The organism is Streptosporangium sp. LJ11, from assembly GCF_051918945.1.
Taxonomy (GTDB): domain Bacteria; phylum Actinomycetota; class Actinomycetes; order Streptosporangiales; family Streptosporangiaceae; genus Streptosporangium.
In genome coordinates this window covers 50,124-72,507 of sequence record NZ_JBPXMB010000025.1, presented here as the reverse complement: position 1 = coordinate 72,507, position 22,384 = coordinate 50,124, and the positions used below count along the sequence as shown (strand labels likewise).

General features: G+C 71.0%; 20 protein-coding genes. 5 read left to right on the top strand and 15 right to left on the bottom strand.

The genetic code is table 11. The features are described from left to right. Nucleotides 1–3: 3 nt before the first annotated feature. The 4 genes from treY to ACTOQ3_RS32135 all read right to left on the bottom strand — a co-directional run bounded on the left by treY (nt 4) and on the right by ACTOQ3_RS32135 (nt 8,512). On the bottom strand, nt 4–2,577 hold the full coding sequence (gene treY / locus ACTOQ3_RS32150; protein ID WP_440087205.1) for a malto-oligosyltrehalose synthase: 2,574 nt from the start codon (nt 2,575–2,577) through the stop codon (nt 4–6). After that, entirely contained in the window at nt 2,570–4,675 is a 2,106-nt protein-coding gene (gene glgX / locus ACTOQ3_RS32145; RefSeq protein ID WP_440087204.1) for a glycogen debranching protein GlgX, read from the bottom strand. The genes treY and glgX overlap by 8 nt, the downstream gene beginning before the upstream one ends. A 239-nt stretch (nt 4,676–4,914) precedes the next feature. Then, nucleotides 4,915–5,067, bottom strand: coding sequence for a hypothetical protein (locus ACTOQ3_RS32140; RefSeq protein WP_440087203.1), 153 nt, complete (start codon nt 5,065–5,067; stop codon nt 4,915–4,917). Nucleotides 5,068–5,188: 121 nt separating this feature from the next. Then, nucleotides 5,189–8,512, bottom strand: coding sequence for a BTAD domain-containing putative transcriptional regulator (locus ACTOQ3_RS32135; RefSeq protein WP_440087202.1), 3,324 nt, complete (start codon nt 8,510–8,512; stop codon nt 5,189–5,191). 187 nt (nt 8,513–8,699) lie between these two features. On the opposite strand from ACTOQ3_RS32135, the gene mscL reads away from it, so the two are divergent. From mscL to ACTOQ3_RS32120, 3 genes are all read left to right on the top strand, one after another. Continuing rightward, nucleotides 8,700–9,128: a large conductance mechanosensitive channel protein MscL gene (gene mscL / locus ACTOQ3_RS32130; protein WP_440071879.1), complete on the top strand. Its 429-nt coding sequence runs from the start codon at nt 8,700–8,702 to the stop codon at nt 9,126–9,128. A gap of 135 nt (nt 9,129–9,263) precedes the next feature. Beyond that, the gene (locus tag ACTOQ3_RS32125; protein WP_440087201.1) at nt 9,264–12,350 is read left to right on the top strand and encodes an AfsR/SARP family transcriptional regulator; all 3,087 of its coding nucleotides are present in this window, start codon (nt 9,264–9,266) and stop codon (nt 12,348–12,350) included. Nucleotides 12,351–12,607: 257 nt separating this feature from the next. Then, nucleotides 12,608–13,294 carry a hypothetical protein gene (locus ACTOQ3_RS32120; protein ID WP_440087200.1) on the top strand — a complete coding sequence of 229 codons (687 nt, stop codon included), beginning with the start codon at nt 12,608–12,610 and terminating at the stop codon, nt 13,292–13,294. Between the two features lie 43 nt (nt 13,295–13,337). Here ACTOQ3_RS32120 and ACTOQ3_RS32115 read toward each other — a convergent pair whose 3' ends face one another. The 7 genes from ACTOQ3_RS32115 to ACTOQ3_RS32085 form a co-directional block, all read right to left on the bottom strand. Continuing rightward, a complete protein-coding gene (locus ACTOQ3_RS32115; protein WP_440087199.1) occupies nt 13,338–13,640 on the bottom strand; it encodes a DUF3703 domain-containing protein in 303 nt (100 codons plus the stop codon). Between the two features lie 88 nt (nt 13,641–13,728). Continuing rightward, entirely contained in the window at nt 13,729–14,463 is a 735-nt protein-coding gene (locus tag ACTOQ3_RS32110; RefSeq protein WP_440087198.1) for a cation transporter, read from the bottom strand. Continuing rightward, nucleotides 14,463–14,804, bottom strand: a complete 342-nt coding sequence (locus tag ACTOQ3_RS32105; RefSeq protein ID WP_440087197.1) for an ArsR/SmtB family transcription factor — start codon at nt 14,802–14,804, stop codon at nt 14,463–14,465. Before ACTOQ3_RS32105 ends, ACTOQ3_RS32110 begins: the two co-directional genes overlap by 1 nt. A gap of 52 nt (nt 14,805–14,856) precedes the next feature. Next, on the bottom strand, nt 14,857–15,015 hold the full coding sequence (locus tag ACTOQ3_RS32100) for a hypothetical protein (RefSeq protein WP_440087196.1): 159 nt from the start codon (nt 15,013–15,015) through the stop codon (nt 14,857–14,859). Further along, entirely contained in the window at nt 15,012–16,208 is a 1,197-nt protein-coding gene (locus ACTOQ3_RS32095; RefSeq protein ID WP_440087195.1) for an MFS transporter, read from the bottom strand. The genes ACTOQ3_RS32100 and ACTOQ3_RS32095 overlap by 4 nt, the downstream gene beginning before the upstream one ends. Next, the gene (locus tag ACTOQ3_RS32090; protein ID WP_440087194.1) at nt 16,205–16,765 is read right to left on the bottom strand and encodes a Chromate resistance protein ChrB; all 561 of its coding nucleotides are present in this window, start codon (nt 16,763–16,765) and stop codon (nt 16,205–16,207) included. Before ACTOQ3_RS32090 ends, ACTOQ3_RS32095 begins: the two co-directional genes overlap by 4 nt. Before the next feature lie 356 nt (nt 16,766–17,121). Beyond that, nucleotides 17,122–17,463, bottom strand: a complete 342-nt coding sequence (locus ACTOQ3_RS32085; RefSeq protein ID WP_440087193.1) for a helix-turn-helix transcriptional regulator — start codon at nt 17,461–17,463, stop codon at nt 17,122–17,124. 170 nt (nt 17,464–17,633) lie between these two features. Here ACTOQ3_RS32085 and ACTOQ3_RS32080 point away from each other — a divergent pair, with 170 nt between their 5' ends. Next, nucleotides 17,634–18,098 carry an STAS domain-containing protein gene (locus ACTOQ3_RS32080; RefSeq protein ID WP_440087192.1) on the top strand — a complete coding sequence of 155 codons (465 nt, stop codon included), beginning with the start codon at nt 17,634–17,636 and terminating at the stop codon, nt 18,096–18,098. Between the two features lie 177 nt (nt 18,099–18,275). After that, nucleotides 18,276–18,731, top strand: coding sequence for an STAS domain-containing protein (locus ACTOQ3_RS32075; protein ID WP_440087191.1), 456 nt, complete (start codon nt 18,276–18,278; stop codon nt 18,729–18,731). 116 nt (nt 18,732–18,847) lie between these two features. Here ACTOQ3_RS32075 and ACTOQ3_RS32070 read toward each other — a convergent pair whose 3' ends face one another. The 4 genes from ACTOQ3_RS32070 to ACTOQ3_RS32055 all read right to left on the bottom strand — a co-directional run bounded on the left by ACTOQ3_RS32070 (nt 18,848) and on the right by ACTOQ3_RS32055 (nt 21,476). Continuing rightward, the gene (locus tag ACTOQ3_RS32070; protein WP_440087189.1) at nt 18,848–19,561 is read right to left on the bottom strand and encodes a hypothetical protein; all 714 of its coding nucleotides are present in this window, start codon (nt 19,559–19,561) and stop codon (nt 18,848–18,850) included. Beyond that, nucleotides 19,558–20,049 carry a SigE family RNA polymerase sigma factor gene (locus ACTOQ3_RS32065; protein WP_440087188.1) on the bottom strand — a complete coding sequence of 164 codons (492 nt, stop codon included), beginning with the start codon at nt 20,047–20,049 and terminating at the stop codon, nt 19,558–19,560. Before ACTOQ3_RS32065 ends, ACTOQ3_RS32070 begins: the two co-directional genes overlap by 4 nt. 297 nt (nt 20,050–20,346) lie before the next feature. Then, nucleotides 20,347–20,484 (bottom strand): hypothetical protein, encoded by a 138-nt coding sequence (locus tag ACTOQ3_RS32060; RefSeq protein WP_440087187.1) that lies wholly within the window; start codon nt 20,482–20,484, stop codon nt 20,347–20,349. Next, nucleotides 20,475–21,476, bottom strand: a complete 1,002-nt coding sequence (locus tag ACTOQ3_RS32055) for a magnesium and cobalt transport protein CorA (protein WP_440087186.1) — start codon at nt 21,474–21,476, stop codon at nt 20,475–20,477. The genes ACTOQ3_RS32060 and ACTOQ3_RS32055 overlap by 10 nt, the downstream gene beginning before the upstream one ends. Between the last annotated feature and the right edge of the window lie 908 nt (nt 21,477–22,384).

Below are 22,384 nucleotides of genomic sequence, written 5' to 3'. Positions count from 1 at the left end.
CGGTCAGCCCCTTTCCAGCAGCGCGACAGGGTGGATGGACAGCAGGTGGGCCAGCGGGATCCGGCCGGTGTACTCGGCACCCGACAGCAGGTCCCGCCACGTGCCGTGCGGCAGGGTGAGCGTGGTGCTCCCCCAGCCGCGCCGCTCCAGGCCGACGGGCAACCGGGTGGCCACCGCCACGGCCCGCTCCCCCCTGGCGAAGGCGATCGCGTGCTCCCCGGCCTCGATCGGGACGTACGGCGCCTCGGGGTCCAGCCTCCGCCGCAGGTCCAGGGCCTGGGCGGTGACCACCAGCTTGGCCTCGTCCCACGACAGGCTGCCGGTGGCGGCGGGGCTCGGGTGGGGCTCGTCCGGGTGGGCCTGGCTCGCGTGGGCCTGGGCCGACGAGAGCATCCGGCGGCGCAGCGGGAAGTCGACCGGGCGCCGGTTGTCCGGGTCGACCAGGGAGAAGTCGGTGATCTCGTTGCCCCAGTACAGGTCGGGCACGCCGGGCATCATGAGCTGGACGAGCTTCTGGCTCAGCGAGTTGGACCTGGCGTACGGCTCGATCCTCGCGGCGAACTCCGCGACCGAGGCGCCGCACTCCTCGACGGCCCGGCCGACGAAGTCGCGGATGCCGCGCTCGTAGGCCGGGTCGGGGGTGGCCCAGGAGATCGAGGTCTTGGCCTCGCGGGCGGCCTTGAACAGGTAGTCGAAGAACCTGCCGGGCCCGATCGGCCAGGAGGCCATCAGGTTCTGCCAGGCCAGGTAGTCGAGGGCCGGGTCGAAGGAGACCTTCGAGGACCACTCGCCGACCGCCGCCGCCCACTCCCCCGGCAGCTCGGACAGCACGGCGAGCCGGGCCCGTACGTCCTCGGAGCGCTTGGTGTCGTGCGTGGAGAGCGTCGTCATCGTGCCCGGCGACATCTCCCGGCAGAACGCGTGGAACTCCTCGACCGACCCGCCGAACCGGTCGGGCTCGCCGCCCACCTCGTTGAGGCAGGACAGGGGGTACCAGCGGTAGAGGGCGGTGTCCTCGACCCCCTTGGCCATCACCGGGCCGCAGGTCTGCTGGAAGCGGGTGACCGCCTCGGCGGGCCCGTTCAGGACCCGTTCGACGACCTCCGCCACCGGGGCGCCCTCGGGCAGCCGCCCGGCGGCGACCCGCCCGGCCTCCTCGACGATCCTGATCGAGGTCTCGGGCACCGGCTCGCCCGGCACCGCGTAGGCCCGGTAGACCGGCATCGCGGCGAGCAGCTCCACCAGCGTCTGCCGGTCGGAGCCGACGACGGCGTGCAGCCGGTCGATCTCCGCGCCGAAGAACAGGTTCAGCACCTCCGCCTTGGACTCGCGGACCACGGTGGCGTAGTCGTCCCGCACCCCGGTCTGCTGGGCGAACAGCTCGACCAGCGGCTCCCTGCCCGCCGGGTCGACGAACAGCCCGGTGATCCGGTTGAGCGTCTCGTAGCCGGTGGTGCCGTCGCACTCCCAGTCGGCGGGAAACCGCTCGGAGCCGACCAGGATCTTCTCCGCCACGGTCCACACGCCCGACTTCTCGCGCAGCCGCGACAGGTAGCCGCGCGGCTCGGCGAGCCCGTCGGGGTGGTCCACCCGCAGCCCCTGGATGACCCCCTCCTTGACGAGCGAGAGGATGACGGCGTGCGTGGCGTCGAACACCTCCGGGTCCTCCACGCGCACCCCGATCAGCGAGGACACGTCGAAGAACCGGCGGTAGCCGGGCCCGCGCCGCCAGTCGACGAGCCGGTAGTGCGTGTCGGGCAGCGGGAACTCGTGGTCGTGGTAGCGCAGCACGTCGCCGTCGGCCACCACCTCGCCCGAGTCGCCGAGCACCGGCATGTTCACCTTGCCGCCGCCGACACCGCCGACGTCATCGTCCTCGCCGTCCTCGACGGACCAGTCGATGTCGAACCACGACGCGTACGGCGAGTCCCGCCCGTCCCTGAGCACCGACCACAGCTGCGCGTTGCCCGACTCGGGCACCGGGATCGTCATGTGGTTGGGCACGATGTCGACGACGATGCCGATCCCGTGCTGGGTCAGCGTCGCCGACAGCTCCCGCAGCCCCTCGACGCCGCCGAACTCCTCGCGGACGCGCGAGTGGTCGGTCACGTCGTAGCCGTGCCGCGACTCCGGCACGGCCTGCAGGATCGGTGACAGGTAGACGTGGCTGACGCCCAGGTCCCGCAGGTACGGGGCCAGCTCGGCCACCTTCTCGAACCCGAAGTCGGGGGTGAGCTGGAAGCGGTAGGTCGAGACCGGCACCGCGTACGAACCCGGCGGCGGCGGGGGCGCGGGCACCTCCTCGGGAAGGGCCCGGGGGTCGGGGACGTCCACGCCGGTCCTCGTCCCGGGAACGGACTCCGGCAGGATCTCCTCATGGGCGACCTGCGGCGGGACGACACCGGGCGGGGTCTCGGGCGAGATCTCCGGCAGCGGGTCCGGCGGCATGCCGGGCCCGGGTCCCGGCGCGGGGCCCGGCTCGGGCACCGACTCCGGGGGGACGATCCCGGGCGCGGGCTCCAGCGGAACGGGCTCGGGGGCGGGCTCGGGGACGGGCTGGGTCACGGGATCAGACACGGCGCAGCACCCTCACCGAGCGGCCGACGACCGGCACGCTCTCTCCGGCCCGGCAGACCCGGGTGTCGACCGTGATCGGCATGGCCGTGTCGATCTCCGTCAGCCACATCTCACCGTAGTCCTTGGGCAGCGTGAACTTGATGACGTCGTGGTGGGCGTTGAACAGCAGCAGGAACGAGTCGTCGACGATCTGCCGGCCCCGGCGGTCGGGCTCGGTGATGGCCTCACCGTTCAGGAAGACGGCGAGCGACTTGGCGTACCCCACGTTCCAGTCGGCGTCGGTCATCTTCTCCCCCCTCGGAGTGAGCCAGGCGATGTCGCTGAGGTTCTCCTCCGAGCCGCGTACCGGCCGCCCGTAGAAGAACCGGCGCCGCCGGAAGACCGGATGGTCGGCACGGAGCTTGGCCAGCCGCCGGGTGAACTCCAGCAGCAGCCAGTTCTCCCTGATGTCGGACCAGTCGACCCAGCTCAGCTCGTTGTCCTGGCAGTACACGTTGTTGTTGCCCCGCTGGGTACGGCCCAACTCGTCGCCGTGGGAGATCATCGGAACGCCCTGGGACAGGAACAGCGTGGTCAGGAAGTTGCGTTTCTGCTGCTCGCGCAGGGACTCGATCGCCAGCGAGGCGGGCCCCTCCTCGCCGCAGTTCCAGGAGCGGTTGTCGTCGGCGCCGTCCCGGTTGTCCTCGCCGTTGGCCTCGTTGTGCTTGTTGTTGTACGAGACGAGGTCCTGCAGGCTGAAGCCGTCGTGGCAGGTGACGAAGTTGATGGAGGCGGCGGGACGGCGGCTGTCGTCCTGGTAGAGGTCGCTGGAGCCGGTCAGCCTGGACGCGAACTCGGGCAGCGAGGCGGGCTCGCCCCGCCACAGGTCGCGGATCGTGTCGCGGTACATGCCGTTCCACTCGGTCCACCTGGCGGGGAAGTTGCCCACCTGGTAGCCGCCGGGGCCGACGTCCCACGGCTCGGCGATCAGCTTGACCTGCGACAGCACCGGGTCCTGCTGGACCAGGTCGAAGAAGGCGCTCAGCCGGTCGACCTCGTGCAGCTCGCGCGCCAGCGTCGAGGCCAGGTCGAACCTGAAGCCGTCGACGTGCATCTCGATGACCCAGTAGCGGAGCGAGTCCATGATCATCTGAAGCACGTGCGGGGAGCGCATGAACAGGCTGTTGCCGGTGCCGGTGGTGTCCATGTAGTAGCGCTTGTCGCTGTCGACCAGGCGGTAGTAGTCGGCGTTGTCGATGCCGCGCATGCTCAGCGTCGGACCCAGGTGGTTGCCCTCGGCCGTGTGGTTGTAGACCACGTCGAGGATGACCTCGATGTTCGCCTCGTGCAGGGCCTTGACCATGGCCTTGAACTCCAGCACCTGCCCGCCGCGCTGCCCCGTGCTGGAGTAGGCGTTGTGCGGCGCGAAGAACCCGATGCTGTTGTAGCCCCAGTAGTTCGTCAGCCCCCGCTCGGCGAGGACGTGGTCGGTGACGAACTGGTGCACCGGCATGAGCTCGATCGCCGTCACCCCGAGCGCGGTCAGGTGATCGATGATCTCCGGGTGGCCGATCGCGGCGTACGTGCCGCGGATCCGCTCGGGGATCTTCGGGTGGTTGATCGTCAGGCCCTTGACGTGCGCCTCGTAGATCACCGTGTTGTGGTACGGCGTGCTCGGCGGCCGGTCGTGCCCCCACCCGAAGAACGGGTTGATCACGATGGAGCGCGGCACGAACTCGGCGGAGTCGGCGTCGTTGCGGCTGTCCGGATGGCCGAAGCGGTAGCCGTACACCGCCTCGTCCCATTTCACGTCCCCCTCGACCGCCTTGGCGTACGGGTCGAGCAGGAGCTTGGCGGGATTGCACCGCTGCCCTCTGGGCGGGTCGTACGGGCCGTGCACGCGGTAGCCGTACCGCTGCCCCGGGCCGACGCCCGGCAGGTATCCGTGCCAGACGAAGCCCTCACACTCGGTGAAGGTGACCCTGGTCTCCTTGTTCTCCTCGTCGAACAGGCACAGCTCGACGCGTTCCGCGGCCTCGGTGAAAAGCGCGAAGTTGGTTCCCGCGCCGTCGTAAGTGGCCCCGAGAGGATAGGGGTCACCCGGCCAAATCTCGATCATCAGTCCCTCTTGAACGTGGAGACCTCCGCCTTGAGGCGGAGGAGAGAACACGGCACGACGCCGTACTGCGGATTTCTCTCGAAAGTCTGAGCGAACTCGGCCGATGGGGGGAGGATGTCAACGCGCCGCCTTCCAGCGGTGCAGGAATATGCCCCGTGCTCGCGTGGCCATGCGCACATTCCCACTCCTGTGACGGTGATCTCAGATCCTGGCGATGACGTGCGTCGACCGAGCGTAGATCAGACCGGGGTGGAGATGTCCACCACCGGCCCGCCGGGGTCGAGCGGCGGGCGGCCGCGCCGGCCACGGAACCGGTCGCGCGGGGGCGCGACGACCGTGGTCCCGGCCGGACCGCCGGACAGGATGTCGGTCACCACACGATTGACGGCCATGCACGCTCCTCGCTCCTCCTGGCCCCCCGGCCACGGACGCCCTCAGGCCTTTACCACCTAACCCTCTCGTCGCAGGCGAAACGTGCCCGCCGGTGCGCGGGCCGCGGGGCGTCGCGGCCGATCACGCCCCCGGCGGGCGGAGCGTCTCGCCCAGCGCGCGGAGCGCGGGCCCGTAGACGCGCAGCCCCGCCCCGGCGGCGAACGCCTCGGCCGCCCACAGATGGGCCTGCGCCCGGTCCGCGTCGCCGCCGAGCAGGGCCAGCCTGGCCAGGCACAGGTCGGTCAGCGACCAGCCCAGCAACCGGCCCGCGTGCGGGGCGAGCCTGCCGTACAGGACGCTCCCCGCCGCCTCGTCGCCGAGCGCCGCGCAGATCTCGCTGACGGCGTCCGGGACGAACCGGTAGGCCAGCTCGGGACCTATCGCCGCGAAGCCGTCGCGGGCGAGTTCGGCGAAGGCGTCGCGCGCCTCGGCCGTCCTGCCCAGGTCGATCAGGGCGAGGCAGCGCAGGATCCGCCAGGGCTTCTGGCCCGGACGGCGGGCCAGCATCTCGTCGGCCAGCGCGAGCGCCTCCCCCGCCCTGCCCTGCTCGTGAACCCCACCCGGCTCATGAAGAGCATCCGGCTCGTGGCCCCTGCCCGCCGCCCGCAGGGACAGGAAGCGGAACACCTCCCGCCGCAGCGACGCGTCGTCCCGGCCCAGCGCCCCCTCGGGATGGGCCGCGCCGGACGCGTCGGCCGCGGCGAGCGCGTCGGCGAAGCTCCCGGACAGGTAGGCCCGGACCGCGGCCTGCCAGGCGGCCAGGCTGACCATCGAGGGAAGCCTGAGCCGCTCCGCGGTCTCCCGCAGCCGGTCCAGCAGTTCCGCGGCCCGCCCGGCGGCTCCCCTGGCGGTCAGCTCGACGTACTCGTTCTCCCTGCCGATCCACTCGACGGCCGGGTCACCGGTGCGGCGGCCGATCTCCACGATCTCGCCGGCGACCGCCTCGCGGCGCTCGTGGTCGTGGCCGGAGCGCAGCAGGATCTCCAGGACGATCAGCGTCCTGGCCAGGGTGGGCTCGTCACCGGCGAGCCGGGCCAGCCGCACCGCCTCCCCCGCCGTCTCCACGCTCCGCTCGACGGGCCGTACGGTGGAGCCGGTCAGCGCGGCGGCGGCGAGCAACCGGGCCCGCCACGGCGAGTCCGCGGCCAGGTCCGAGGCGAGGACCCGGTCGATGCGCCCGGCGAGCCGGTCGATGCCGGTCATCTCCTCGTACATGGCCAGAGAGATCGGGTCGGAGAACCCCAGCACCGCCCTGGCCAGCCGGTTGTCGTCGCCGAGCCGTTCGGCGATCTCCGCGGTGGCCTCCAGCGAGGCGTGGGCCGCGGCGCTCATCCCCGCCGCGGCCTGCGCCTCGGCCAGGTCGAGCAGGAGGTCGCAGCGGAGCGCGTCGTCGGGCTCCGGCAGCCGGTCGATCATCGCGATCGCCCTCTCCAGGCCCTCCACCGCGTCCTCGTGGGCGAACTGCGCGCTCGCCTGGGCCGCCGCGCGCCGGGTGTAGCCGATGGCCCTGCCCGCCATCCGGGAGTTCAGCAGGCCCTCGCGACAGTGGTGGGCGATCTCGGTCAGGCGCGTCCCGCTCCGTTCCTCCAGCACCTCCGCGATCCGCGCGTGCAGCCTCCTGCGCCGCAGCGGCGGCAGCGCCTCGCGCAGCACGTCGCGGACGATGTCGTGGACGAAGCGGCAGCTCGGCCCGTCCCCCTCGACCAGCAGCCGGGCCCCCACGGCGGCGTCGACGATGTCGAGGACCCGCTCCTCGGGCAGTCCCGCCACGCGCGTGAGGACGTCGGTCGCCGCCTCCCTGCCGAGCAGCGCCGCGACGGTCAGCACCTCCTCGGTGCCGGGCGGCAGACCGGCCATCCGGCCGCGCACGACGTCCGACAGCGCCTCGGGGGTCTCCCCCAGCCGCAGCACCTCCCCCAGGAAGAACGGGTTGCCCGCGGTCAGCCTGCCCATCTCCGCGGCCAGCGCGGGGTCGGCGCCCGCACGTCCCAGATACTCGCGGATCTCCTCCTCCGCCAGGCCGCGCAGCAGGAGTCGCCGCACGTGCGGCAGCCGCAGCAGCGCGCCGAGGGCGTGCTCCAGCGGTTCGCCGGGGCGTACGTCGGTGTCGCGGTACGTGGCCACGACGGTCAGCTCGGGACAGAGCCGGGTGGAGGCCAGGAACTCCAGCAGGCGCAGCGACGAGGTGTCCGCCCACTGGAGGTCGTCGAGGACCACCAGGACCCGGCCGTGCTCGTTCAGCAGCCGGGCGAACGCCTCGTACAACGCGAACTGCCCAGCCTGCCCAGCCTGCCCAGCGGGTCCGGGTCCGGCTCCGGCCAGCCGCGCCAGCTCACCGTCCCTGCCGACCAGGTCCCGCGCGGCCTGCGTCCAGGGCCAGAAGGGCGGCGCGCCGGTGCCGCCCCAGCAGCGGCCCCACACCACCCGGTGGCCGCGGGCCCGCGCGGCCTCGGCGGCGTGCTCGGCCAGGCTGGTCTTGCCGATGCCGGGCTCCCCGGCGAGCAGCACCACCCGGTGCCCGTCACCGGCGACCGCCCGTTCCAGCACCTCCGCCTCGGCGTCCCTGCCCACCAGCCCGGTGCCCTTCTCCTCCTCTTCCTCCCGCGCCGCCGTCCGTCCCTCCCCCGCCGCGAGGCGGGGCGCCAGCGCGGGATCCTGGCCGAGGATGCGCCGTTCCATCTCCCTCGACCGGGGATCAGGGTCCAGCCCCATGTCCTCCATCAGCAGCCGGCGCCCCTCGGCGAGCACGCCGAGCGCGTCGGCCTGCCGTCCCGCCTGGTAGAGCGCGTGGGCGGCGAGCACGCGCAGCCTCTCCCTGAACGGATGGGCGCCGACCAGGTGGACCAGCCCGCCCGTCAGCGCCGCCCCCCGGCCGAGCGCGAGTTCCGCCTCGGCCAGGTCCTCCTCGATCGTCAGCCGCAGCTCGGCCAGGCGCGCGCTCTCCTCCACCGCCCAGGAGGTGTCCGGCAGGTCCGCGAGCGGCTCCCCGTTCCACTCCCCCAGCGCCAGCCGTAGCTCCCTGACCGCTCCCTCGTGGTCGCCCCCGGCCCCCAGGCTCCTGCCTCCGGCCGCGTGCCCCCGCGCCCTGCCCAGGTCGATTGCGCCGCCGGGAACGTCCAGCGCGTAGCCCCCCGGCCTGCTGACCAGGACCACCGGGGGCACGTTCCTCGTCCTGCCCGGCTCGAAGACGCGGCGGAGCTTGGAGACGTACGCCTGCACGGTGTTGAGCGCCCCCGGAGGAGGGTCGCCCTCCCAGAGCGCGTCGATCATCCGGTTCGGGCCGACCGGCCGAGGGGCGGCGAGGACGCACATGGCCAGCACCAGCCGCTGCTGGTAGGGGCCGATGTCCAGCGCCGCCCCTCCGTCGGCGAACACCCCGACGGGGCCCAGCACACGAAAGTCCATCCGACCGCCTCGCTCACGAACTGAGCCGATGGTAGCCTTCCGCGTTCACCGCCCCGCCCGGCCCGTCCACCCCCGCGCGGCGACGTTCCGGCACTGTCCCTTTTCTGCGGAACACCCGGAAAATACGGAAGTTTGGCCGTCGACAGGGGGGTAGTCCGACCGTCCTCACGAGTGGAGGACATGAGTGATGGGCGGATTCAAGAAGTTCCTGCTGAGGGGCAACCTCGTCGAGCTCGCCGTGGCCGTCGTGGTCGGGGCGACCTTCAGCGGGCTGGTGCAGGCACTGGTCAAGGACCTCATCACACCGTTGATCGGAGCGATCACGGGCGGCAGGAATCCGGACTTCTCGCAGTACGTGTTCACGATCAACGGCTCCCGGTTCATGTACGGCGACTTCATCAACCACCTGCTGAGCTTCCTGATCATCGCCGCGGTCATCTACTGGCTGGTCGTGATGCCGATGACCCGGCTGATCGGTTTCTTCGACAGGAACAAGAAGGCCACCGAGAAGGAATGCCCGGAGTGCCTGAGCGACATCCCGATCGACGCCAAGCGCTGCGCGTTCTGCACCGTGGAGCTGTCGCGGGTCGCCGCCGCCGACCGGCCGCCCGCCTAGCGCCCGCCTAGCGGGATCCCCCTGGATTCCCGGGTTCCGCGGCCCGTTCCGACCCCCGGGAATCGTTAACGATCATTGACGGTCGGGGGGAGGTCGGGCAAACTTGGCCACTGCGAAACCTTCCAGGGGAGTGGTATGGACTTCTCCGTCCTGGGGCCGGTCGAAGTGAGAGCCGACCACCAGCCGCTTCCCCTGGGCGGACGCAAGCAGCGGGCCCTGCTCGCGATGCTGCTCCACCACGCCAACCGGTCCGTGGCCGACGACCTGCTCGTGGACGCGCTCTGGAGCGAGCACCCGCCGAAGACGGCCGACAACAACCTGCGCCTGTACGCCTCCCGCCTCCGCCAGTGCCTGGGCCACGAGCGGGTCCTGCGCCGGCACGGCGGCTACCTGCTGGTCGTGCACCCCGGTGAGCTGGACTTCCATCGATTCCAGTCACTGGCGAAGAACGGCCGCGACGCGTTCCTGCACGGTGACCACCACGAGGCCGCGGACTTCCTCCACCAGGCCCTGCGGCTGTGGCGCGGCCCCGCCTACGGCGATCTGCGGTTCGTCGAGGACCTGTCGGGCGAGGCGGCGCGCCTGGAGGAGCTGCGGCTCACCACGCTGGAGAACCGCGTCGAGGCCGACCTCGCGGTGAGGTTCCAGCCGGAACTCGTCGCCGAGCTCACCGGTCACGTGAACGCGCACCCGCTCCGCGAGCGCCTGCGGGCGCACCTGATGGTGGCGCTCACCCGCGCCGGCCGGAGTTCCGAGGCGCTGACGGTGTACGCCGACACCCGGCGCCTGCTGAACGAGGAACTGGGCGTCGAACCCGGGGACCGGCTGCGCGACCTGCACCGGCTGATCCTGGCCGGGGAGCGGGCGAGCCCCGGGCACGTCGCGAGCGTGCTCGCGAAGGACGACCGGGACGAGCAGCCGAGAACGAAGCGGGGGCCGGCCGAGCCGCGCGAGCCTCCCGCGGAGCTGCCGATGAACATCGCCGACTTCGCGGGGCGCGAGCAGCACGTCAGGGAACTCGTCGCGCGGCTGGACGACCGTTCCGCGACGACCGTCTCGGTCATCACCGGAATGGGCGGCATCGGCAAGACGGCCCTGGCGGTGCGCGTGGCGCACCAACTGGCCGACAGGTTTCCCGGGGGACAGCTCTACGTCGACCTGCACGGCGCGCACGAAGAGGAGCAGGAGCACCCCGGCGACGTGCTCGGGCGGTTCCTCGTCGCGCTGGGCGTACCCGGGTCGAGCGTCCCGGAGTCGGTCGAGGCCCGTGCCGCGCTGTACCGCAGCCGCCTGGCCCGCGCGAACGTCCTGATCGTCCTCGACAACGCGGCGTCCGAGCAGCAGGTGAGACCCCTGCTCCCGGGCGTCTCCGGCTGCGCGGTGATCGTCACGAGCCGCGCGAGGCTCTCCGGCCTGGAGGGCGTGCGAGCGGTCGAGCTGGACGTCCTGAGCACCCAGGAGGCCGTGGAGCTGCTCTCGCGGCTGATCGGACACGACCGCGTCGCCGCGCAGCTCTCCGCCGCCACCGAACTCGTCTGGCTGTGCGACCGCATCCCGCTCGCCGTGCGCGTCGCGGGCGCGCGGCTGGCCGCCCGCCCGCGGCAGAGCATCGCCTGGCTCGTCGGGCGGCTCGGCGACGAGCGCGGGCGCCTCGACCAGCTGGTCGTCGGCGACCGCGCGGTCAGGGCGAGCCTGGCCCTGAGCTACGTCGGTCTCCCCGCGGACGCGCGGCGCGCCTTCCGGCTGCTCGGCCTTCTCGACGTCCCCGGCTTCGCGAGCTGGGTCCCCGCCACGCTGCTCGACCGCCCGCACGAGGAGGGGGAGACATACCTGGAGTCGCTGGTGGACGCACAGCTCGTCACCATCTCCGGGGTCGACGCCACCGGGCAGGCCCGCTACCGCTTCCACGACCTCGTCCGGCTGTACGCCCGCGAGCGCGCGGAGGCCGAGGAGGAACCGGCCGAACTCCTGCTCGCGACGACCCGGGCGTTCGGCGCGTGGCTCTGGCTGGCGGAACAGGCCATGGAGCACGTCCACGGCGCCTGCTACGCCGTGCTCCACGGCCCGGCGCCACGCCGGGCACTGCCCGGCGACGTCGCCGCGTCCCTCCTGCGCGACCCCCTCGCCTGGTTCAACGCCGAGCGGACCGCGCTGGCCGGTCTCGTCGAGCAGGCCTGCGTCCTGGAGCTCGACGACTTCGCCTGGGACCTCGCCGGATGCCTCGAACGCTACTTCGACTCCCACGGGTTCTTCTCCGAGTGCCGGCGCCTCAACGAGCGGGCCATGCTGGCCTGCCGTACGGCCGGGAACCTGCTCGGCGAGGCCGTCATGCTGCGCGGGCTGCTCGACGTGACCACCTGGACCGGTGTCGAGCACGAGGGCGGCGCCATGGTGGCGCTGCACACCAACGCCGTCCGGCTCACGGAGATGTTCACCGAGGCCGGCGAGTTGCGCGGGCTGTCGGACGCCCACGTGATGTGCGCCTGGGGCCTGGCCGCGCAGGGATTCGTCGAACCGGCCGTGGAGTCCGCGGAGACGGCGCTGCGCCTCGCGGAGGAGACCGGCCACCTCGGCGGCCGGGCGCGCGCCCACCTGGCGCTCGGTATCACGCACGGCCAGCGGGACGTCCACTCGGCGATCCCGCACCTGGTGAGCGCGCTGGAAGTGGCGGAGACCATGGGAAACCCGCGCTTCGAGGCGACGTCCCTGCAGTTCCTCGGCCTCGCGTACGTCGAGACCGGCCAGCCGGAACCCGCGGAGCGGTGTCTCAACCGCTCCCTCGTCATGTCCCGGGTGGCGCGGGACCCGGCGTCCGAGACGATGACCCTGGTCACGCTGGCGAAGCTCTACAGCGGCGAGGGCGACGAGCGGGCGCGCCCCACGGCCGTCACCGTGGAGGAGCTCAGCCGCCGCTACAACCTCACCCACCACCTGGCCGACGCCCTCTGGATCCTGGGCGACCTCGACCGTGCCGACGGCGACCACGCGCGGGCGGTCGAGCGCCTGACGGAGTCCGTGGCGCTGTGGCGGACCCGCAGCTGGACGACGTACCTGGGAGGCGCGCTCCGCAGCCTCGGCCTCGCCCACGCGGCGGCCGGCGACAGGGAGAGGGCCCTCAGATGCTGGCGTGAGGCCCACGAGCTCTTCACCGTCATCGGGGACGGGACGAAGGCGGACGACCTGGCCGGACTCCTCGGGTCGTCGATCACCGGCTGCCCCTGATCGGCTTGTCCGGCATATGCGGAAAATATGCAGCGGCTCCGTAGCGTCCGGATGGCAGGAGATCATGTGGTCGTTCGAGGCTTCACGATCCGTACGAGGATGAGCGGGTACGGCGGGCTCATCTCTGGCAGGGTCACACAGGGGCTGACCCTTCCCGCGCATCGTGAGCCCTCAGACCACCGGCGCGTCCTCCGGGTCGATCACCCGATCGATCCGGCCCTTTCCACCGGGAGAGGCACCCGGAGGACAATGGAGCCGTGAGTTTCGAACTGGCCGTCTGGTACGAGCCCAAACCGATCACCAGGGAACACGCGGAGAAGGTCTTCCGGTCCCTCCACCGCGGGGCTTCGGAGGACCCTGGAACGCCTCCCCCCGGGGAGCCGGAGACGACGCTCCCGCATGGCGAGGATCCCCGTCCCGAGGAGCGGGAGGACGCCGAGGCGCACCCGGGGGTGACGGCGTTCGCCGATCGGCTGCCCGGGGCCGAGTGGCTCTCCCCCGACCACGTCCTGGTCAGCGTGGACCCGGAGCGGGCCGACGAGGTGTCCGCCGAGGTCTTCGCCCTGGCCGCCGAGTGCGGACTGGTCTGCTACGACCCGCAGCGCGGTCTGGTGCACAACCTGTCTCCGCGAGGCGTCTACCCGAGCATGGAGATGCGGACGGGCGACGGGATGATCGTGGTCGGCCCCGACCTCCGGCTCATCTCCGACGCGCTCGCCACCATGTCCCCGCAGAACCCGTTCACGGCCCTGGTCGTCTTCGGCGAGCACTTCGTCCAGAGCTCCCCGGAGATCTCGGGCTACGAGCTGGAGTACAAGGACAGCGTCAGGAACCGGATGTTCCGCACGCACGTCCCGGACCTGGGGGCGGTCCAGGAGGCCTTCACCGAGTACGCCACCGGCGGGCGCGCCTTCCTGGAACGCCACGACTGGAAGCTCGTCTGACAGTGAGGATGGAGGTGAACGCCTCCCGGTGGAGAGGCGGAGGTCATGGCATGGGTGCTCTGTTACGGCTTACGGTGGCCGCCCACAGGCCGGCCCGCGGCGGCGTGGCCGAATCTCCGGGGACGGGCATGGGCCGGGTCAGGCCGGCGCGGGCGCGGCCGGTGTCGCCTTGCGGGTAGTGGCCCAGCGCCGGGCCGGGCGCGGCGACGATGATGCGCACGACCTGGCCGAACGCTTCGCGACGGTCGCGCCGGCGCACGGCGAGGGCGAACATGGCGATGTGGTCGGCCGTGTGCGGCCAGGGCCAGGGCTGGGAGATGAGATGCCCCGCTCCGGATGCCGCCACCGGTCGTCGGGGTTGGTGGTGGTGCGGGCGGCGCGCATCTCGGCGCGGTAGGCGGCCCGCACCGGTACGGGCATCAGACGGCCGATCATCACGTGCCCTTCGGCGTGTCCTGGATGGATGAGCAGCAGCCGTCCGCGCAGCCGTCGGTCTCCGACACCGTGCCGCCGGACACCGTGCCGCCGGACAGGGTGGCGGAGGGGACAGCGCAGCAGGCGTCCCCGCGCCAGGCCTGGCGGCCTTCCTTGACCGCCACGGCGGCGATGACCAGGGCGGCGATCGGGTCGGCCCAGGACCAGCCGAAGGCGCTGTTGAGCGCCAGGCCCACCAGCAGCACGGCTGACAGGTAGGTGCACAGCAGGGTCTGCTTGGAGTCGGCGACCGCGGAGGCGGAGCCGAGCTCGCGGCCGGCGCGGCGTTGGGCGGCTGACAGGAACGGCATGACGACCAGGCTCAGGGCGGCCAGGATCAGGCCGGGGGTGGAGTGCTCGGCCTCGCCGGTGCCGAGCAGGGCCCGGACGGCGTCGAAGGTGACGTAGGCGGCCAGCGCGAAGAACGACAAGGCGATGACCCGCAGCGCAGTCTTCTCTCGGCGTTCGTGGTCGGTGGCGGAGAACTGCCAGGCGACCGCGGCGGCGGAGGCGACCTCGACGATGGAGTCCAGGCCGAAGCCGATCAAGGCGCTCGAGGAGGCGACGGTGCCGGCGGTGATGGCCACGGCGGCTTCGATGACGTTGTAGGCGATGGTCGCGGCCACCAGCAGCCGGATGCGGCGCGCCAGCGCGGCGCGGCGGGCCGGGGTGGGGCCGAGCGTGATGGCGGTCATCAGCAGCAGCCCTTCTCATCAGCGTCGGCGCAGGTGCGCTCGGCGTCGGCGGCGACCGCGATGACGGCGCTGCTCAGGTCGGCCAAGGCGTGGCCGAGCCGGGGGTCGGCCAGCTCGTAGCGGGTGCGGCGGCCGACCGGGACGGCGACGACCAGGCCGCAGTCACGCAGGCAGGCCAGGTGGTTGCTCAGCCGGGTGCGGGAGATGCCCAGGAGGTCGGCCAGGTTGGCGGGGTGGGCGGGAGCCTCGCGCAGCGCGAGCAGGATCCGGCAGCGAATCGGATCGGCCAGCGCGCGGCCGAAACGCGTCAAGACCTCGATCTCGGAGGCGATCGTCAGCACACCTCCAAAGTACAGGATTTCCTGAATTCAAAAAACCCTGTACTCAGTGGAGTTAGATGAGGGTGCTCCAAAACGACCAGAAGCGCACCGCGATCAGCGCGATGAGCGCGCCGAACCACAGCGCGATCGCGACCGAGTGGTGGTTCCTCAAGGCCACCACGACGCGAGCACCGCGGTAGACGTGGAGTCGTTGGCGATACCTGATGATCATGGCGGTGTGGGGGCCGGGCGGCGGGCGATCAGGGCGGTGATCACCGCCACCAGCGGGCCGATGGCCAGTAGGACGGCGAGGGTGGCGAAGCCGTGGGTGAGGGTGAACAGGGTCGCGACGCCGGCGACCAGGAGGGGGCCGCCGGCGTCGCCGAGTTCGCGGCCGAGTTCGGCTGAGCCCATGGTCTGGCCCAGGCGCTCTGGCGGGGTGGCGGCGGCCAGGGCGGCGAAGCCGAGCGGGGTGATCAGTCCGGTCCCGGCGCCGATCAGCGGCGCGCTGGTGAGGATGCCGCCCAGGCCGGGGAGCATGGCGCAGCCGAGACCGGCCGCGGTGATCAGCAGGCCGGCGGTCAGCCCGGTGCGTGTGCTGAGGCGGCCGGCGTCCAGGGCCCGCCCGGCGAGCGGCTGAACGAGCGCGGCGCAGGCCGCCAGGACGGAGACGGCGGCGCCGGTGGCCACGGGGCCCAGCCCGGCGGCGGCGCCGGAGACGGGCAGGAAGCCGACGCCGACCGACAGCGCGGCGGTCGCTCCCGCGAGGGCTGCGGTGGGGGTGAGGAATGCGGGCGCACCCAGGCGGCGGGCCAGGTCCAGTACGGTCTGGCGGGCGCGCGGCAGTGGCGGCATGGCGGGTACGGCCAGCGCGGCCCACAGGGCGACGCCCGCGCCGAGCAGCGCCATCACCGCGAACAGCAGGCCCATCCCGCCGGCCCAGACCAGGACGCCGCCCAGCAGCGGGCCCAGGGTGTAGCCGATGGACTTGTAGAAGCCGTAGCCGCCGAATGCCCGCCCGCGCCTGGCGGCCGGGTTGAGCCGGGCGACCAGCGCGGAGGCCGACGGGGAGAACGCCGAGGCCGCCGCGCCCTGGCCGAGGCGGGCCGCCCACAACCACGACGGGCTGTCCGCGACCGCGTACAGCGCGGAGGCGGCGGCGAAGGCGACCAGCCCGCCCAGCAGTACCGGCCGGGCGCCGATGCGGTCGGCCAGACTGCCGAAGAAGGGCTTGAGCAGCACTTCCGCCCCGTCGTAGAGGGCCAGCAGGCCGCCGAGCACCAGCAGTGAGGTGACGGCGTCGGCGGAGAAGCCACCGAGGTTGGCGGCGATGGCGTGCGCGCCGAACGCGGTGGTGAAACCGGCCGCATACAGCGGCCACATCGCGGCCCGGGAGGCCGGGCGAGCAGCGGCAGAGGGGTTCACGCCTGCTCCGGGGCCGACCGGTGTAGTTCCGCGAAGACACGCTCGGCGTAGTCCTCGCAGAGGCGTTCGCAGTCTTTGAGTCGCTCGGCGGCTTGGGACGACTCCGGTGCGGTGAAGACGTCGCGGGCGCTCAGGTCGCGATGCCAGCGTCGCAGCCGCGCCAGGCTCTGTTCCTCTTCCTCCAGTTCGGCCAGGGTGAACTTGGCGATCCGGATCTCTTTGGCGATCTCGGTCTCGAACTTGGCGCAGTCGGCCAAGAATTCCGTCCAGTCGGCCGACCGCGCGGCGGTGAACATCTGCTGGAAGCGGGCCGCGTCCTGGGGTTCGCGTCCGGTGGCGGTCAACGTCATGGCCTGGCCGCCGGCGGTGTCGGCGAGCTGCAGGACGCGGCGGATGCCATCGGTGAAGGCGGGGACGTCCGGGACCGCCCAGGTGCCCTGTCCGAGGGTGATCGCGCCGGCTTTGCGTAGCTCGCGCCAGACTGCCACCCGGTGGCGGGACGGTTCGGCGGGTAGCTTGATCACCAATACCAGCCATTGCATCTCACGGGTCGTCACGTCGTGGAATGTAGCAGCCGTTACGTTCTCCCGATACGCCAAGTGGAAGACCCCTCGGTCATGCCGACGCGACATGGCGCAAGCGCCACCCAGCGACCCGGGTATGCACCGCGGTCCATGCCCCGCGCTGAGGCAGGTGGTCAGCGTCTGCCCCCGCTCTCATGACGCATCTACTGATGCTCTCGTATCGCTTGGCAGTCCGCGCACTGACACTCTCGCGGCGGTTGGCATCAGCCGGCCGATGATTTCGCGGCGTGCTCAGTCGCCGTGTCCGTCGAGTCGGCCGCCTGGCTCGGGATCGGCGACGGGGCCCTTTCTGTTGGCGATGGAGCCGATCGCTCGCTGCCACTTCGCCTTTAGTGGCCCTGACCTGCGTGGAGGGCCTGCTGAGCCTGGTCGTGGCGGGCGAAGATGTCCAGCAGCACGCCGATGGGCACATCCGCCTCGGTGGGGTAGCGGAAATGCTGGTCGGGGTTGATCGTGTAGTGGTTGCGGCGGCCCACCTTGGAGCGGGTCAGGTAGCCCGCCTGGTGCAGGTCGGTCACGATGCCCTGTGCCGCGCGCTCGGTGATACCGATGACGGCCGCGATGTCGCGCAGCCGCGCCTGCGGGTCACGGGCGATCTCCAGCAGGACCCGGGCATGATGGGTCAGAAAGGTCCACGAGGACGACGGCTGATCGGAACTGTTCTCGGCCACGTCACATCCTTCCGGCATCGCAGAGCGGCTCGCCACGGAAGCAGGCGGGGACAGACATCACCATAGGAAGAAGCATACCGGAAACATCTTTCGTGTATCTTCTTTCCGACATAGGGTGGAGACGCCCAGGTTCGTTGGCGTGCATCAGAGCAGGTAAGGGGATCGATCACATGGCTGTCGTGCAGCACCGGTCGGCTCACCGCGCCCGGCAACACCGGCTACCGGCTTCATCGGCCGGCGGGCCGCGACGAACGCCCTACGGTGAAGCCTGGACCATCCAAGAGCAGCAGGAGCAGGTCGTATCCGGCGAGCGCGGGGTCAACGCCATCCTCTACCTCGATCGCACGCTGCGCGTCACCTACGACCCGGCCCCGCCCGGAGGCGCGGTCCGGCTGATCGGCGAGCTCGACATCACCAACACTCAGGCAGTCGCCCGAACCCTGGCCCAGGCCCAGACCGCCGAGGACATCCTCATCATCGACGTCGGCCGGTTGGAGTTCGTCGACCTCGCGGGCCTGCGCATGCTGACCGGCCTGTGCCACGACGGCGTGGCCCACCTGATCAGCGTGCCGACCGGCATGCGCCGCCTGCTCGGCCTGCTGGACCGGGCGGACGTCCTCGACAAGTGCGCATGACGGCGACCCGCCGGCGTGCCGAGGCGGCCTGCGGCTGATCTTCACGCTCGGGCCGCGATCAATCGCCTTAGCCATCGAGTCAGCCCTCTCTGGAGTGCTCGCGAAACGGACGCCCCATGCAGCAACCAGGACAATGGCCACGTTGGCGCAGTATGCGACCGCGAGGGGGATGGCGTCGTGCCGGCTGATCGAGCCGCGCCGCAGGTGCAGAGCTGGCGGCTGGGGTCGGTGCGGGTGCTTCGCCTGGTCGGAGAGCTGGACGCCGTGACGATCCCGGACGTGGCGGTGACGCTGGATGAGGCACTGCTCACCTTCGAGGACCTGCGGCTGGTCGTCGACCTCACCCAGGTGACCTTCATCGCCTCGGTGGGGGTGGGCGCTCTGGTCCGGATGCGCCAGGACGTCCAGCGGCGCCAGGGACGCTTGATCGTGGTCCTGCCCGCGCAAGGGCGTGCGCGGCGCCTCTTCGAGCTGACCCGCATGGTGGATCACTTCGAGGTGCGCCTGACGCTACCCGAGGCGGTGTGCGCCCTGCGGCAGCACGAGCCGCGCCCCCCTCTCCCCCAGCAGATCAGGCCGGCTCCGGAGCCGACACCGCCGCCGACACCGATGCCGAAAGGCCCTGCCGGCTAAACGGGGAGGGCGCCGTGACCGGACCGGTCGACGACGCCCTTCATTGTGATCGGCCGCATAGCGCGGGCCCGCCTACGCTGCCGCGGGCCCTGGCTCAGGCCGCACTCGGTGACCGGTCAGTTCGTTTCCGCGGTTTCCTTCGCCTTCTTGGCGGCGTCCTTCGTCGCGTCCTTTTCCGCGTCCTTTTTCGTGTCGCTGAGCTTGTCGCGGGCGGGGTGCTTGCCGTGCTCGGGCCGGTGGGGGATGTCGGTCGAGCAGGTCAGCGGCGCATCCGTAGAGGCCAGGATCATGGTCGCGCCGAGCGGGTTGGGGTTGTCCGGCTGGTAGTCGGGGGTGCGGATGCCGATCAGTAGTTTGGTGCCGGCGGGCATCGCGCTCGGCGTGATGATCATCTGCGGTGCCCGGTCGCCGACCTTGTCCATGGTGACGACGTCCTCCAGACCGTCCTGGCCGCCAGGAGGCGTGGTGTCGCACCACTTGTTGATCGTGACCTCAGCGGGCACCCCGGCCCGGGCCAGAGCGTTCTTCATCGTCGCCGGATCCAGGGACTCCTCCTTGGTGAGCTTCACGGTCACGGTGCCGTCGGCGTTGGAGTCGATGGAGAAGGCCGCCATCTGCACGTGCACCGCCGGTGGCGCGTTGACCTGTTGACCGCCGAGCGTCAGGGTCCACGCGACCGCCGCGGCGAGCACGCCGCCACCGGCCGTGGCGGCAAGGCGGCGATGTCGCCGGCGGGCGCGGGCCGCCGAGATCACTTCATGGGCGGGTGTGCTCATCCGGACGCCCGACATCGAGTCGCGCACCACGTTCAGTACGTCGTCGTCGTTCATCTGTGCTCCTCCAGGCTGGTGGCGGTGGCAGTGGTGAGGTCGCCGCGCAGCGCCGCGATGGCGCGCGCCAGGTGCGCGGTGACGGTTCCCGGAGCGATCCCGAGGGTCGTGGCGGTGGTCTGGGTGTCCAGGTCCAGGAAGACCCGCAGCGCCACCACCTCCCGCTGCCGTTTCGGCAACCGCCGCAGGGCGGCCAGCAGGGCGGGGTCCACGTCCTGCTCATCAGGCCGCGCCGGCTGGGCGGTGTCGTGACCGGCCAGGACGACCTCGTGACGACGCCGCCGCCACCAGCTCACCCGCGTGTTCAGCGCCACCCGGACCACCCACGCGCGCGGCGCGGGATGCCGCCTGACCGTGCGCCAGGACAGCCAGGCCCGCGTGAACGCCTCGGCGACCAGGTCCTCGGCCAGATGCCGGTTCCCTGTGGCCGCCACGACGGCGCGCAGGCACGCGTCCCGGGCGCTCTGGTAGAAGTCCTCGAACTCCATGTGCTCCACACCCCCCTTACGCACAGGCGGGCCGATCCGCTTACTTCGAGTCGTTGATCCAACGGCGCATGGGACGTCGTCGAAAGTCCTGGGCCGCCATCGATTGACCGGCCCGTCTCCCGTGCTCGCAGACCAGGCAGCAGCCGGCCGGGACGGTCGCGGCGAGGTCGGCCAGGAGGCGCTCGACGTCGGTGAGCTGATGGGGGCAGGGGTCCGCGGTCGGCCCGGCAGTCCTTGTAGGTCTATATCTGCCGAATTTTCGGCCAGGGGGCCAGGGGTCCGCAGTCGGCGGTGGAGTCAGGGGGCAGGGGCCGAGCCGGCCGGATCGAGCAGGATGATGAGGGTCAGCAGGGCGATCCAGGCGATGACCGCGGCGAGCAGAAGCTTGCCGACGGAGAGCCCGCGGGGGAGGAACCTGGGCGTTTTCACAGCCATCCGCTCCTGCGCAGCAGCCGGTGGACGATCAGGACGGCGACGACCATGACGCTCAGGCTGAGCGGGTAGCCGAGTAGCCAGTGCAGTTCGGGCATGTAGTCGAAGTTCATGCCGTAGATACCCGCGATCATGGTGGGAACGGCGATGAGGGCCGCCCATGAAGAGATCTTGCGCATGTCGGCGTTCTGCTGCATCGCGACCAGGTTCTGCTCACGGCCCATCAGGGCCAGGTGCGCGCTCAAGGCGCTGGTGAGCAGTTCGTTGTGCTCATCGACTTGGGCATCGACACGCAGCAGGTGATCGAGGACGTCGCGGAACTGTTCTCTGTTGGCCATGCACAGCTCCACCCGGCCTTTGACGATCTCTTCCAGCACCGGGATCAACGGATCCTGGGCGGTGCGAAACTCCAGCACCTCTCGCTTGAGTGAGTAGATGTCGGCGGTGGCGTCGGCCTGCTCGCCGCTGAACACGCGATGCTCCAGCGCGATGAGGTCTGCTTCGACTTCGTGGGAGACGCGCGAGTAGGTGTCGACGACCTCGTCGCAGATCGCGTACAGCACACCGGCCGGGCCGGCGGCCAGTAGATCGGGGTTGGACTCGATGCGTCCGCGTACCCCGTTCAGGGGGTTGGCCTGGCCGTGGCGGACGCTGATGACGAAGTCGCGGCCCAGAAACAGGTTGATCTCGCCGACCTCGATGTCGGAGGTCTCCTCCAGGTACAGCAGCGGCTTGAGCACGATGAACAGGGTGTCGTCATAGCGTTCGAGCTTGGCTCGCTGGTGGGCGTGGATGGCGTCCTCCACGGCCAGTGGATGCAGCTTCACCTCGCTGGTGATCAGGTCGAACTCCTGCTGGGTGGGCTCGTGCAGGCCGATCCACAAAAAGCAGTCTCCCCGCGCTCGGGCGGCGGTGACCGCATCGCTGATGTCACCGCTGATGGTCTCGCGCAAGCCGTCGCAGTAGATGGCCTTATCTACGATCACATCCGGCATTCTCGCGTATCCGGAAAGCCGAAAAGCCTCACCTGTTCTGGCAATTGGAGCGAAAAGCGCAAACCCCCTCAAATGCGGACTGTGTGATGCCACTGTCCGGTCCGGGTGTCGGCGGCCGTCCTCGCCCGCGCGTTGAGCAGCGGCTTCGGTGTTTCGACGCCACAGGCGGTGGCCGGGCGGGTCAATCAAACGGCTCTGTCGCAGATTCGGCTCCGGCTCACTTTCGGTGGTGACCGAGCGGGCTCACAGGTGATGAGGCGCCGGGGACGAGTTAGCCGGCCACAAGAGTGCCGTGGTGCGGTCCGGCGAACAGAGCCCGGGCTCCGCGCGGACGGCCGACGCCATCGGTGCTCGGTCCGCATAACCTTCCCAACGACCTTCTCGGAAATGCCAAAAGGGCCCCGGCGCCATGATGCGCCGGGGCCCACGAGGTTCAACACCATCTACCGGCCCTGGGGCCGACTTACCTGCTTCCGCATGTGGCCGCCCGATGGGGGCGGGGATGCGGGGATCGCGAATGCGTGACCGTAGACCACCGTCCAATCCGGGGAACTGCGGTACCCGTGCGGCGAACAGCAGCCGACAACGGGCGATCCTGATGGCGTTCAACACTCCTTTCACTTTTCGCCGGCGCTGCTTCCTCAACTTCATGCATCACTTGGTGCAGCTGCTTCGTCCACGGCCGGGACCCTTCACTTTCTACCTGCGCTGGTCCTGGCACGTCCGACGGTGTCTCTTGTTTCACTGCTGTGGCAGCGCGTCCACGGCCGGAACCCTTCAACCGCTTGGTCCTGGCACGTCCGACCTTCTGCCCCTCTTCACTGCGTCGTCTTTGTCGTCCAGCTGTCCACGCTCGTCCGGGCAGTTCGTCGTGATGCCTACGTCCTGCTCTGCCCTCGTGGATCCGT